Source organism: Ruegeria sp. AD11(2025) (assembly GCF_056542405.1).
This window is the reverse complement of the sequence record NZ_JBQFZU010000017.1, coordinates 34389-46840: the sequence shown is the minus strand read 5'-3', so window position 1 is coordinate 46840 and position 12452 is coordinate 34389. Positions and strand designations below refer to the sequence as shown.

Here is a 12452-nt window from a genome sequence, read left to right as displayed (position 1 = left end):
AAAGTTAGTTTATGAGGTGACGAAAAGTTAAGGATTAACAAAGACGCATGAACCTCAGCTTTCGCCAATTGCAGGCCTTTCGAGAGGTTATGCGGACAGGATCTGTATCTGACGCCGCCCGAATCCTTGGCCGAACTCAGCCTGCTGTGAGCGCGCTGATCGCAAATCTCGAGGCCGAATTGGATATCGCTCTGTTCCGCCGACAGCGCGGGAAAATGGCCCCCACCCCCGAGGCGCAATACTTCCTCACCGAGGCCGAGGCGATTCTGGATCGCCTGTCGCTTTCAACCCGAACGATGCGCGAAATTGGGGCGCTGACGAAGGGGCGCCTGAACATTGCCTGTATGCCAGCCGCCTCCGGCCTTTTAATGCCGCAGCTTCTGGGTGAGTTCTTGTTAGACAAACCAGACGTAAAGGCTTCGTTGATGATGCGTGCGTCCCCGGTGATCGAGGAGTGGGTTGCATCTCAGCAATACGATATTGGATTGGGGGAAACCCCGAGACCCACTGCTGCAATTGATACGGTCGATTTTGACATGAAATGCGTATGTGCGATCCCTGCGGGTGATCCACTGGCTGAACTTGAAACAGTCCAGGCTCACCACCTGTCGGGTCGTCCGATGGCCGGGTTGCAGGAAGGGCACCCGAACCTGATTGCAACCCAGAGAGCATTCACCAACCAAAAAGCCAATTTCGAACAACGGTTCGAACTCAGGACCTTTCACCCGGCGTTAACTCTGGTTGAAAAAGGGCTCTGCTACTGTGTCTGCGATCCCATTACCGCAGCTGGGTACGCCAACATGCGACCCGAGCCGAGACCCATCGTCTTTCGGGCGTTTCACCCCCATGTAGTTTTGAACGTCTCAATTATGCAACCGGCGCATCGTCCTCCATCTGCATTGGCCAGTGAATTTGTTCTGCATTTGGAGGCGGCTCTGGAACGCGTTAACAATCAGTTTTGAGAGGATCTGTTGCAAAGTTTTGACCGTTGTGGCTCACCAAGGTAGCCAGTGAATGGCTGTCAGTATTTTTCTTCGAAAGACGATTCATGATCTCTTTCAAAGGCGCACAGTATCCAAATGACGTGATCATGTTCGCGGTCTTCTTTTTTGTTCGGTTTGGCGTGTCGTATCGTGATCTGGAAGAGATCATGCATGGGTGAGGCGTTGCGGTGGATCAAACTACGCGGCAACGCTGAGTGCCACGTTACGCACGCGCAATCGCTGAAGCAGCGCGTCATCGTAAGGGACTGTGCGACCGCTCCTGGAGAATGGATGAAACGTATATCAAAGTGAATGGCAAGTGGGTCTATCTCTATCGCGCTGTAGATAGACACGGCAATACCCTGGGTTTCATGCTTTCAGAGCGGCTTAATTTGCCGGCTGCCAAAAGGTTCTTCGCCCGGATGCTTGACGTCAACGGTCTTCCACTAAAATTCGTTATCGGCAAAAGCGGCGTTAACACCGGGGGCGTCAAGGCAATTAACAAGATGCTTGCGGGCTTTGGTTGCCCGATCCCGGTGAAGATGGTCAGGCGGAAATATCTGAACAACATCGTGGAACAGTACCATCATTTCGTCAAAAGACGAACTCATGATCGGCTCAGAATACCTGTGGTATGGGCGGTTTCATGCGTGATTGCGATTTTCACCCGCCAATATGCGCGGATCGTACGTGATAGGGTGATGTCAATTGAGTTGGGGGCGAGCACTTACGACACACCTTCAATACACGGACAAAAGTGACACAGATCTACAACAAGACCGGCAAACTGCGGGCGGAGCAACTCTTGCTCGGCCATACAAAGAAGGACAGCACAGTTCGGTATCTCGGTTTTGAGCTTGAGGACGCATTGGCAATAACTGAAGCTATTGAAATTTAACGCTTCCGGGCCGCTTTTCATGGGCGGTCCATTGCGAAAATTTGACCGAGTTTCATTATGCTGCGTTACGGCCCGCCAAACCTGCCATTCACTAGGAGCGTAAAAAAAAACGACTCGTTGAGCTAGCGGTTCGCGGGCAATACTGACGTTCCCTTTGCCGCTTCAATTGATCACCTTGCTTGTATGCTCGTAATTCCAAAAGGTCAGGGCAACTATCGAGAAACATTGCCTTGCAGGCTGTGGGTGTCGGCTCCTTCTCCGCTTCTGGAGATACTATCCGACCGTCCCATTTCGACTTCCAGTCCCAAGTACTTTTACTTCTAACCAGTGGAACCCCAAAGCGATCACACCCGCTACGATAATATAAAACACGGCTAACAGGATCAGCGGCTCGTAAATAATGAACGTGTCCGAACGTACCCGCGAAGACACAGCGTAGATGTCGACAACAGTGATGGTCGCAACCAATGGGGTTGCCTTCAATTGCAGGATGGTTTCACCTCCCAGTGTAGGCAGAACGTTGCGGATCGCCTGAGGTAACCAGATACGACGAAACATGGTCAGCCTTGGCATGCCAAATGATTTCGCTGCTTCAAGCTGCCCCTTAGCGACCCCCTTGAAGGCACCACGCATGACCTCGCCTTCGTAGCCGGCATAAGACAACGTCAGCGCCAGCACTGCATAAGGCCAAGCCTGTCGCAAATAGGGCCACAGCTCTGAAGAGCGTATCCATGGGAACTGCGGAAACAGAGACCCAAGCCCATAATACAATAACCAAAGCTGCAGCAGCAGCGGTGTGCCGCGGATGATGGTACAAAATGCCTTTGCAGGGGCGGCAAGATACCAGGGCCCGACCGCCTGCGCCAGTCCAAGCGGAACTGCGAGAAGGAAACCAAGAACAACGGTGACAACCAACAACCAGATAGTTGTCCAGATGCCCTGAACGGCGAGCGGTGCGTATTTCGGTATCCATTCCCACTGAAGCGAGACGGTGCACCAGACGACGATCCCGGCAAATATCAGCATCATCACGATGCGATGTGGCTGCATCAACGATCTGGAATCGATCATCTGCTCCCTCCCTTTAGAGAGGGTTGGCCGCGACGGGCCCATTTCTCAATCCGGGCGAAGATACCGCCAGAAAACAACGTGACCATGAGATAGAGAAAACCCGCTGCTAGAAAGAAGGTGAAATAGGCGCGCGTACTGCTGGCGGCCTGTCGCGTTTCCAGCGTCAACTCGTTGAAGCCCACGACCGCAAGCAGTGCCGTATCTTTGGTCGCAATCAGCCATAGGTTCGCCAAACCAGGCACCGCAAAGCTCATCATGGCGGGGATTGTGACACGCCGCATGGTCATGAAGGCAGGCATACCGTAGGATTTGGCAGCTTCGATCTGACCGGGTGGAACTGCCTGAATGGCACCGCGCAGAATCTCGGTCGCGTATGCGCCCTGAACGACGCCCAGCACCCATATGCCTGCGCCAACGCCGCTTACCTCGACCCGGCCACCCCCCATGGCGGCAGAGATTTTGTTGATGATGTCAGATCCCACATAATACAGGATCAGAATCAGCACCAGTTCCGGTACGGCCCGGATGACAGTCGTGTAAATGGCGAGGAGATCGCGCGTAACCTTCCCGCCGTATAGTTTGCCGTAAGCTCCGAACAATCCGATCACGAGGCCGAGCGCATATGCGCCAAAAGCGATCTGCAATGAGTGGGACAATCCGCGCAGCAGATTGCCCCCCCACCCCGGTGGCGAGAGCGACAGCAACTCTGCGCTCTGCGCCAATCCAAGTGAATCCAACAGTCCGGTCACGGCAGCAGCTTAGTAGATGCTGGCCGAGAAATAGTTCGAAGTGATTTCCTCGTGCGTACCATCGGCGAGAATAGCAGCGATGCCCTTGTTCAGCGCCTCGCGCAAATCATCCTGCCCTTTGCGGACGCCAGCACCTACACCGCGTCCCAGAATAGCGGGGTCATCTGCAACGGCACCTTTGATTTCGCAGCAGGCCCCAGCATCAGAATTCACAAAGTCAGCCATGGCGATGCTGTCCGCCTGTGTGGCATCAATGCGGCCTGCGAACAGGTCCTGGTTGGCCTCATCCTGAGTCTGGTAGACGCGCAGTTCGGAATCTTTGAAGTATTCCTGTGCATAGGCCTGATGGATGGTCGAAGCTTGAATGCCAACAACTTTACCTGCAAGCGACTCTGGGGTCGCTTCGATATCCATCGATTTATCCGCGACGATGACGGCAGGTGTGTTGTAGTAAGGATCGCTGAAATCAATGGTTTTCAACCGCTCTTCGGTGATCGACATGGAAGCCATGATGGCGTCGATTTGCTGCCCGGTCAGCGACGGGATGATACCGTCCCAAGCCACCGGTGTGATGACACAGTCAAGCTCCGCAGCGGCGCAAACAGCATTGATGACATCGATCTCCCAACCAACCCAGTTGCCTGAGCTGTCCAGCGAAGCGAATGGCGGATATGGCTCGGCCGCGATGCCAATCTTGACCTCTTCAGCACTGGCAACACCAGCCGAGAGGATAGCGGCGGTAAGCCCGGACGCGAGCAATTTCTTGACGTTCATTTTGTTACTCCCTTTAGGTTCATTATATTGTTTTTACTGGATCAGGCGACCGAGCTGAGAAACTGCTTCAACCGCTCTGATTTTGGATTACCGAAGACCTCGGCAGGTGGCCCCTGCTCTTCAATACGGCCTTCGAAGAGATAGACAACGTGATTAGCGACTTCGCGCGCAAATTTCATTTCATGGGTGACAAGCAGCATGGTGCGCCCTTCCGCGGCAAGATCACGGATCACGGTCAGAACTTCGCCTACCAGCTCGGGATCAAGCGCCGACGTCGGTTCATCAAAAAGCATCACCGAAGGATCAACAGCAAGCGCCCGGGCGATGGCGGCGCGCTGTTGCTGACCACCCGAAAGATAGGCCGGATAGGTGTCAGCCTTGTCGCCAAGACCTACCCTTTCTAGCAATTCATGCGCCCGTGCGATGGCCTCTGCTTTTGGTACCTTGAGAACATGCACCGGCACCTCGATCACGTTCTCCAGAAGCGTGCGGTGTGTCCACAGATTGAACTGCTGGAAAACCATGGCCAGCCGCGTACGGATACGCTCGATCTGGCGGCGGTTGGAGGGGCTGCCATCGTCGTGCATCTCAACCAGTTCGCCGCCGATGGTGATCTTTCCCGAACTCGGGGTTTCCAAGAAGTTGATGCAGCGCAGCATGGTGGATTTACCAGAGCCTGATCCCCCGATGATGGCAACAACATCCCCCTTGTTAGCTGTCAGGGACACACCCTTCAAAACCTCCAGCGTACCAAAGGATTTGTGCAGGTCCTCAACCTTTATCGCCTCATCGGACGTGGTTTCATCGAATGTGGGTGATGCTGCTTTGGCTGTGTCCATATCCAACAATCTTCTGATTTCAGCTTGCAGTAAGCCCCGAATCTCGCAATTATGCAAGTGTATAATAACTCCATGCCATGGATGACCCGGACGTGCAGGACGACAGCCGCAAATTTACACGTGAGTCTGCTGAGTTTCGCCGCGAAGCGCTGATACTGGCAACTTTGGACCTTATCGCTGAGATGGGCGTTCGCGGTGCCACGGTGCGTGAGATTGCAGCCCGTGCAAACGTGACCCAAGGGTTGATCCGGCACTACTTCTCATCCAAGGAAGAGCTTGTGCAGGCAGCGTATGAGCATCACATGAATACGCTGACCGATCAGACAGCCGCCTCATCAGGGAAAGGCAGCGCGGTATCTCAGCTGACCAACTTTGTTGACGCGTCGCTGCGACCACCAATCGTTGATCCAAGCGCTGTGGCCTTATGGGCTGGCTTCCTTAACAAAGTGCAGCATGATCCGAAAATGCAACGCATTCACCAGCAAACCTATAATTATTTCCGGGATCACCTTGAGAAGTTGATCGTCGCCGCATTGCAAGAATCCGGGCGCTCAGTCGTACCGACGGAAGCAACGCAACTGGCCATTGCCAGCAATGCGGTGATCGACGGCCTTTGGTTGGAAGGCGGTGCGCTTCCGGATGCTTTTTCCGATGGCCAACTGGCGCAGATCGGGTTGGATTCTGTCAGCGCCATCGTCGGGATTCGATTAACCAAAAAGCTGGAGCAGCCATGAAGACCACATCTGTGACTGAACGGTTGGCAGGCTTGGGTGGCGCCAAATGGGGCGTACACCTGAAAGCGCGCGACCTTATCAAAACTGGAGCGGATATCGTCGAAATGACGATTGGAGAGCCGGACGTGCCCGTTCCGGACGCGTTGATTGAAGCCACCGTAAACTCGTTGCGGGCTCAGCGGACAGCGTATTCCAATGGGCGCGGTGAAGCCGGGCTGCTTGACGCACTTGCTGCACGCTATTCAGCCTCTCGCGGGCGGGCTTTTGTGCCTGAGAACTTTCTGTGCTTTCCCGGAACTCAAACGGCCCTGTTCGCGGCCATGGCTGGGGTTGTAGAGGCTGGTGACGAAGTTCTGGTCGGTGATCCGATGTACGCAACCTATGAAGGGGTCGTGCGTGCATCCGGGGCGGAAATGGTGCCCGTACCACTGCGGCCTGAACACGGGTTTCGCATGCAGGCCGAGGATATCGCTGCATGCATCACTCCGCGTAGCCGCGCCATTCTTCTGACAACGCCGCACAACCCGACGGGTGCGATCCTAACCGCCACGGAAATTGCCGAAATTGGCCAGCTCGCGATGGCGCATGATTTGTGGATCATCTCGGACGAGGTCTATGAAGAACTGATCTTTGACGGGGCCGGATTTGTTTCACCATTGGCAGACCCGGGACTGGCGGATCGTGTCATCGGTGTATCATCCATCTCAAAATCACATGCCGCCCCGGGGTTCCGCAGTGGCTGGTGTGTTGGACCCGCTGCGTTTTGCGAAGCGCTGCTGCCTTACTCTGAGACCATGCTCTTTGGCAATCAGCCTTTCATCGCGGACATGACGGAAAAGGCGATCCGAGACGGGTCCGAGGTTGCCCCCGGCATGGCTGCCCGATTCTCTGGACGCGCCACGTTACTGGCCGATCGACTAGAAGCGGAAACGGATCTGACCGTTCACCGGCCCGAGGCAGGAATGTTCGCCCTCATCAATGTCTCTGCCACCGGGATTGATGGCGAAGCTTATGCCTGGGACCTGCTGCAGGCCGGGGTAGCTGTTATGCCGGGATCCGCCTTTGGGGACAGCCTGAAAGATTGGGTTCGGGTAGCACTGACGATTAGCGAAACCGATTTTGCCACTGCGGTCTCTCGCATCATCGATCACGCCAACCGCAAATCACGTGAGGTTGCATGAGCGGAATGACAATCGGTGAAGCTCTGGTTTCCCAGCTTCGCCAAAGGGATGTGACCTGCGTCTTCGGAATTCCGGGCGTTCACACGATTGAGTTGTACCGCGGGCTTGCGGCCTCGGGTATTCGTCATATTACACCCAGGCACGAACAGGGTGCGGGCTTTATGGCCGATGGCTATGCGCGCGTGTCGGGCAAACCGGGTGTGGCCTTTGTGATCACCGGCCCCGGATTGACCAATACGCTGACCCCGATGGCCCAGGCGCGCGCAGATTCAGTGCCAATGCTGGTAGTGTCCGGTGTCAACAAAACCGCGTCGCTCGGCAAGGGCTTGGGACATCTGCATGAATTGCCAGACCAACAGGGGCTGGCCAAAACAGTTGCGTTGGTGTCTGAACAAGTCTCCTATGCCAACGCACTGGACCCGGTCTTGGACCGCGTTTTTCACAGCCTCACCAACGGTCGCCCCGGGCCGGCGCATATCGAGGTTCCGTTGAATATTGCAGCGATTGAAAACCAGGGAACACCAATTGAGACGCTCGGTTCAGAGCCACCGGTTGACCCGATATTGATTACACAAGCCGCAAAGCAACTGGCTGAAGCGAAGAAAGTTGTCATTCTGGCGGGTGGCGGCGCAAAACGTGTTGAAACTGGACTACAGGCACTGGCCGAAGCTCTGGATGCCCCCGTGGTGCAAACCGTCAACGCGCGCGGCCTGCTGCACGGGCATCCACTGACCGTTCCCGCCAGCCCCAGCCTGAACGCCGTACGCGCACTGATCGAAAGTGCCGATTGCGTACTGGCCTTGGGAACCGAGCTGGGGCCGACCGACTATGATATGTATGCCACCGGTCAATTTGCGGAAATGTCCGGCCTGATCCGAGTTGATCGGTGCAGTGATCAACTGACCCGACACGAGGCAACGCTCGCCATTCAAGGTGACGTTAACGTGGTTGTGCCGGCGCTGTTTGAGGCATTGCCGCAAAAGACAAAGCAAAGAGATGGTGCGGAACGTGCCAGCAAAGCACGCGACGCAGCGTGGGAGGAGCTTAGTCCGGACTATCGCCATCAGGTAGAAATCCTGAATGCAATACGCTCTGGGGCTCCGAATGCGCTGATGGTCGGAGACTCCACCCAACCAATTTACGCCGGCAATCTTTTCTACGACCACGACCGGGCCGGAGGTTGGTTCAACGCAGCAACGGGCTATGGCGCGCTCGGCTATGGCATACCTGCAGCCATCGGCGCATCGATCGCCGATCCGACGGCACGGGTGGTCTGCATTACCGGCGACGGCGGCGCGCAGTTTTCATTGCCGGAAATCATGGCTGCAGTAGACGAAAATCTGCCAGTCACCTTCCTAATCTGGAACAATCATGGATATCGGGAAATCGCCACGTCAATGCAGGATGTGGGCGTGACAGTCATAGGATGCGATCCCTCACCCCCCGATTTTGCAGCAACGGCCAAGTCATTTGGCATCTCATTCACCACGGTTCCCGCGGAACCACAGGCTGTGGCGCAGGCGTTGCGCGAAACCACCGCACTGAATGGGCCGACAATGATCGAAGTCACCGCTCCGAAATACGAGCCTCAGAAAGATTGAAACATGTCAGACCCGACCTTTGAGTTTTCCCGCGCCATCACCCGTCGTCCGGCCCCAACCATTGCTGGCGGATTGCGTGCAGAAGATATCGGAAACCCGGATTTCGACGGGATGATGGCGGCGCATAAAGATTACGTGGCTGCGCTGAGAAGCACCGGGGTTGAGGTGATCGAACTTGATCCCCTCGACGCGTTCCCTGATGCGCAGTTTGTCGAGGATACGGCCCTTTGCCTGCCGCAAGGCGCTGTGCTGATGCGGCCCGGCGCACCATCGCGAATGGGTGAAGTGGCCGAAATGGCTCCGACACTTCGCGCCTGCTACGAAACGGTCCTTGAAATCAAGGGCCCCGGCCATGTCGAGGGTGGAGATATCCTTGTAACCGGCCGCGAAATTCTGGTGGGCCGGTCAGACCGCACGGATGCTGAAGGTGTCGCCGAGCTGGCGAAAATCACCACTGAGTGGGGGTATAAACTGCGCGAGGTGTTTACGCCGGTTGGCGTTTTACACTTCAAAACAGATTGTTCACTGATGGATGCCGAGACAATCCTGTCGACCCGACGGTTGGATGCATCGGGCTGCTTTGAGGGCTACCGCGTGCTGCACGTCGCCGATGGGGAAGAAGCTGCCGCCAATGCGATCCGCTTCAACAATCTGGTGTTGATGGCCGCGGGCTTCCCACGCACCGCAGAAATGCTGGATCGTGAAGGGTATGAGATCGTTGAGGTAGACAACACCGATTGTGCAAAGCTGGATGGTGGCATGTCATGTCTTTCGCTAAGGTTTTGAGGGGTTTGTCACTAACTTTTCGTCATTGGCGTTCTTGAAGCTAAACAAGCGTGGAACCGTCGTCATGGACTCCACTGACCAGACATTTGTAGATCATGCGGCAATCGACATATTGGGCTCACTGCCGCCACCGGAGCAAACGCAACATCTGCACAGGAAACGCATTTTGCTCCTGGGAAGCAGCCCAGAGCTGACGTTGGTCCACTGGCACCGTTGCTACGATGCCGCCTGTTACAGGAGACACTCGCTGCGATCGTCTTATGATTGAACGCAGGCATCTTGCTGAGCCTCTATAACGAGAAACACGAACTATTACCTGAATGGCCGGCAGAGATTTTCCTGATGGGTGATTGAACGATAAAGCCCAACCCAGAGGCTCCCACACGCCATGCAGAAACCATTGCGAAAGCTAGCTTTCAAAAAGCTTTGCAAGAGCGTCTTGGTCAGCGTCGTTATGCAGCAATCCAATCATGAGAAGTAGGCGAGCTTTGGCAGCAGGAAGATCTCCGGCCAAGATGCAACCGGCCTTCTGTAGCGTTTCACCGCCACCTGGATCTCCATAAATCGGTTCAACGCTACCATGATAAACCCGGGTCGCGACCACGACTGCGATGTCTTTTGCCAAGGCGTATTTGATCGCCTCAAATACGTCTGAATTGACATTGCCCGCCCCTACTCCGTTGACAACAATACCCTTGGCACCGGTATCGACCGCGTGGCGTAACAATCTGCCATCAGACCCGGCATAGGCCATGATCAAAGGCACATCTGGCAAAGTGTCCGGAAGAGGTTTTGGCAACGGAACCCGCACCCGATGCAGCCGATCATTGAAACGCTGCACCTGTTTGCCGAACACGTAACCAAGATAACCCTTTTCACCCGAGTTGAAGGTCTGAATATTCGTGGTTTGCGTCTTGCGCACGTGACGCGCTGAGTTGACGTATCGATTGAGAGTTACCGTAACACCCCAGTTCCGGGCTTGGGGTGACAGCACTTGAACCACAGCATTGTATATGTTCCCCGGACCATCTGGATTTGGGGTCGAGGCATCGTTCATGGCACCGGTGAAGACGACCGGCTTGTCGCTTTTCAGCGTAACATCCGCAAAGAACGCCCCATCTGCCATTGTGTCCGTTCCATGAGTAACAACGGCTCCGCTGATATCTTCCCGAGAAAGAACCTCGTCCAGCTTGGCGCTGAGCTGCGCCCAATCCTTGGGCGTCATCTGAGATGAGTCAATATTGCTAAATTGCAGGACACCAATGTTCGCAATGCCTGACAATCCGGGCACAGCCGCCACAAGGTCTCTGGCCGAAACAGCGGGAACAGCACCACCGGTCGTAGGATCCGTCTTCTCTGCGATTGTCCCTCCGGTGGCGATGATCGCTACTGATGGTAGATTGTCGTTACGGGATGCAAATTCCAATTCCGAATTCTGTTGATCAGCTTCTGCCGCTCCGAAGAAAAATAACGCCAGGCAGGCCAACGCTGACATCGAATTTCGAATACAACTCATGGCTGACCTTCCAAATCCTACAAAAAAACCGTACGAAATGCGCCGGTATTCGTTTCGCGAAACATGCTGCACGTTGTCGAGGCTGGCAAGCTACTTGTTCAAACCTTTTGGAAACACGACCGACACATCCATCCGGAATGCAAAGCCATCCGGCCCACCCTGCGGGCTATCGGCCCAATAGGTCACGCAGCCCATTATCTGAACCGGAACCTCGGGGAACTGCACCAGTTATCCAACTTCTGCGGTCTACCGGAACCCATCATTCATCTGCGGTCCGATCGTATTCGCTCTCGGTGAAGCTCTGGAAGGTCCATTGCGACGCGTTGGTGTAAGCCACAAACGGCTCAAGGAAAGTTGTGTTCACATTTGGGACGTTATTCCGCGTCTCACAAACGCCCCATTGACAGGTGACCAACCCGCCATAGGTCCAGCCGTTCTTTTGCACCAAAGCGGCGGCTGTAGGATCAAGCGCCATAGTGCCTTCCCCAAGCAATGAATCTGTACTGGGCGGCCACGTCACCTGTACCCCAGCTCCCAAAGAGAGATCGCCAAGTTTCGTTTACTTGGCTTTGGATGCGAAAAAGAACCCCTGCTCAAAATCGCCGAAGCCAAACTGACTGCCGGACGATCCGATGATGTCGTTCTGCTGGACCAGCGGTATGGTTGTCCGGATCGTCAGATTGAGATTTGAGCTCAAGTGCAAAGGGTAAATCGGCTGAAAACTGAGAGAGGTTCTGTAGCCATCCTCAGATCCGATATTGGGCGTGTATTCCGGGATTAAAGGCAACACAATCAGATCCGCGAATGGATTGGCGAGGTCCTTGGCGATTTCTGCAGCCGCGTCGCTACTTTGACCCGACGCAACTCCTGCGATTGAAACCAACCCGATTGAAAACATGATTGCAAAAGGTGACATGTTATAGACCCTGAGAATTGATCACCCCTGGCATTATTTGTGGCGCAAGCTCTGGACTTGCATCTTTGACAGGCAATGCGAGGACTCCATTCGCAAAAAGAAGCGGTATCACACTGCATTGGATGGGTCGTTGTGAAGGAGCCCCAAAATGACCCGTTTTTTTTTGGTACAGCTCAAACCTACGAAAGACGAGTTACCTTCACCTGATTTGGAAGAACCTCAAAAGATTGCCAAATGGCTTGCAGAAAAAACCTGGGTCAGAGATCGAAGACAGGGTAGGTCGCGCGGTCCAAGGCTTATCGCGAGATCAAGTGCAATTTTTCAAAACACAGAAATAATGGAATTGAAAGGGAACTAACTTGTAACGAAAACCGGGCCAGAAGTTGATTAAGCTCTGGCCCGGT

At 54.8% G+C, this 12452-nt stretch carries 14 protein-coding genes and 1 pseudogene; 7 read left to right on the top strand and 8 right to left on the bottom strand.

The annotated features are described in order from the left end of the window. Positions 1-47: 47 nt before the first annotated feature. Together ACR1XY_RS16140 and ACR1XY_RS16135 are read left to right on the top strand one after the other, a co-directional pair. On the top strand, positions 48-962 hold the full coding sequence (locus ACR1XY_RS16140; RefSeq protein ID WP_480594642.1) for a LysR family transcriptional regulator: 915 nt from the start codon (positions 48-50) through the stop codon (positions 960-962). An 86-nt stretch (positions 963-1048) separates the two neighbouring features. Beyond that, positions 1049-1744 (top strand): annotated as a pseudogene (locus ACR1XY_RS16135) (IS6 family transposase). Positions 1745-2154: 410 nt separating this feature from the next. On the opposite strand, the gene ACR1XY_RS16130 reads toward ACR1XY_RS16135, so the two are convergent. From ACR1XY_RS16130 to ACR1XY_RS16115, 4 genes are read right to left on the bottom strand one after another with little or no spacing between them, the layout of a single operon-like run. Next, a complete protein-coding gene (locus ACR1XY_RS16130; RefSeq protein WP_480594641.1) occupies positions 2155-2952 on the bottom strand; it encodes an ABC transporter permease in 798 nt (265 codons plus the stop codon). Continuing rightward, complete coding sequence (locus tag ACR1XY_RS16125; RefSeq protein WP_480594640.1) at positions 2949-3701, bottom strand: ABC transporter permease; 753 nt, start codon at positions 3699-3701, stop codon at positions 2949-2951. The genes ACR1XY_RS16130 and ACR1XY_RS16125 overlap by 4 nt, the downstream gene beginning before the upstream one ends. A gap of 9 nt (positions 3702-3710) precedes the next feature. Then, positions 3711-4475: a transporter substrate-binding domain-containing protein gene (locus tag ACR1XY_RS16120; protein WP_480594639.1), complete on the bottom strand. Its 765-nt coding sequence runs from the start codon at positions 4473-4475 to the stop codon at positions 3711-3713. 41 nt (positions 4476-4516) lie between these two features. After that, the gene (locus ACR1XY_RS16115) at positions 4517-5314 is read right to left on the bottom strand and encodes an ABC transporter ATP-binding protein (protein ID WP_480594638.1); all 798 of its coding nucleotides are present in this window, start codon (positions 5312-5314) and stop codon (positions 4517-4519) included. 77 nt (positions 5315-5391) lie between these two features. Here ACR1XY_RS16115 and ACR1XY_RS16110 point away from each other — a divergent pair, with 77 nt between their 5' ends. From ACR1XY_RS16110 to ACR1XY_RS16095, 4 genes are read left to right on the top strand one after another with little or no spacing between them, the layout of a single operon-like run. Further along, positions 5392-6048 carry a TetR/AcrR family transcriptional regulator gene (locus tag ACR1XY_RS16110; RefSeq protein ID WP_480594637.1) on the top strand — a complete coding sequence of 219 codons (657 nt, stop codon included), beginning with the start codon at positions 5392-5394 and terminating at the stop codon, positions 6046-6048. Continuing rightward, entirely contained in the window at positions 6045-7229 is a 1185-nt protein-coding gene (locus tag ACR1XY_RS16105) for a pyridoxal phosphate-dependent aminotransferase (RefSeq protein ID WP_480594636.1), read from the top strand. Before ACR1XY_RS16110 ends, ACR1XY_RS16105 begins: the two co-directional genes overlap by 4 nt. Then, positions 7226-8830: a 5-guanidino-2-oxopentanoate decarboxylase gene (locus ACR1XY_RS16100; RefSeq protein WP_480594635.1), complete on the top strand. Its 1605-nt coding sequence runs from the start codon at positions 7226-7228 to the stop codon at positions 8828-8830. The genes ACR1XY_RS16105 and ACR1XY_RS16100 overlap by 4 nt, the downstream gene beginning before the upstream one ends. Before the next feature lie 3 nt (positions 8831-8833). Continuing rightward, on the top strand, positions 8834-9616 hold the full coding sequence (locus ACR1XY_RS16095; protein WP_480594634.1) for a dimethylarginine dimethylaminohydrolase family protein: 783 nt from the start codon (positions 8834-8836) through the stop codon (positions 9614-9616). Positions 9617-10025: 409 nt separating this feature from the next. Here ACR1XY_RS16095 and ACR1XY_RS16090 read toward each other — a convergent pair whose 3' ends face one another. The 4 genes from ACR1XY_RS16090 to ACR1XY_RS16075 all read right to left on the bottom strand — a co-directional run bounded on the left by ACR1XY_RS16090 (position 10026) and on the right by ACR1XY_RS16075 (position 12048). Further along, positions 10026-11132: an asparaginase gene (locus ACR1XY_RS16090; protein ID WP_480594633.1), complete on the bottom strand. Its 1107-nt coding sequence runs from the start codon at positions 11130-11132 to the stop codon at positions 10026-10028. Between the two features lie 90 nt (positions 11133-11222). Then, positions 11223-11357 (bottom strand): hypothetical protein, encoded by a 135-nt coding sequence (locus ACR1XY_RS16085; protein WP_480594632.1) that lies wholly within the window; start codon positions 11355-11357, stop codon positions 11223-11225. A 34-nt stretch (positions 11358-11391) separates the two neighbouring features. Continuing rightward, positions 11392-11607 (bottom strand): hypothetical protein, encoded by a 216-nt coding sequence (locus tag ACR1XY_RS16080; RefSeq protein WP_480594631.1) that lies wholly within the window; start codon positions 11605-11607, stop codon positions 11392-11394. 84 nt (positions 11608-11691) lie between these two features. After that, positions 11692-12048 (bottom strand): hypothetical protein, encoded by a 357-nt coding sequence (locus tag ACR1XY_RS16075; protein WP_480594630.1) that lies wholly within the window; start codon positions 12046-12048, stop codon positions 11692-11694. A gap of 148 nt (positions 12049-12196) precedes the next feature. On the opposite strand from ACR1XY_RS16075, the gene ACR1XY_RS16070 reads away from it, so the two are divergent. Beyond that, the gene (locus ACR1XY_RS16070; RefSeq protein WP_480594629.1) at positions 12197-12406 is read left to right on the top strand and encodes a hypothetical protein; all 210 of its coding nucleotides are present in this window, start codon (positions 12197-12199) and stop codon (positions 12404-12406) included. Positions 12407-12452 lie beyond the last annotated feature (46 nt).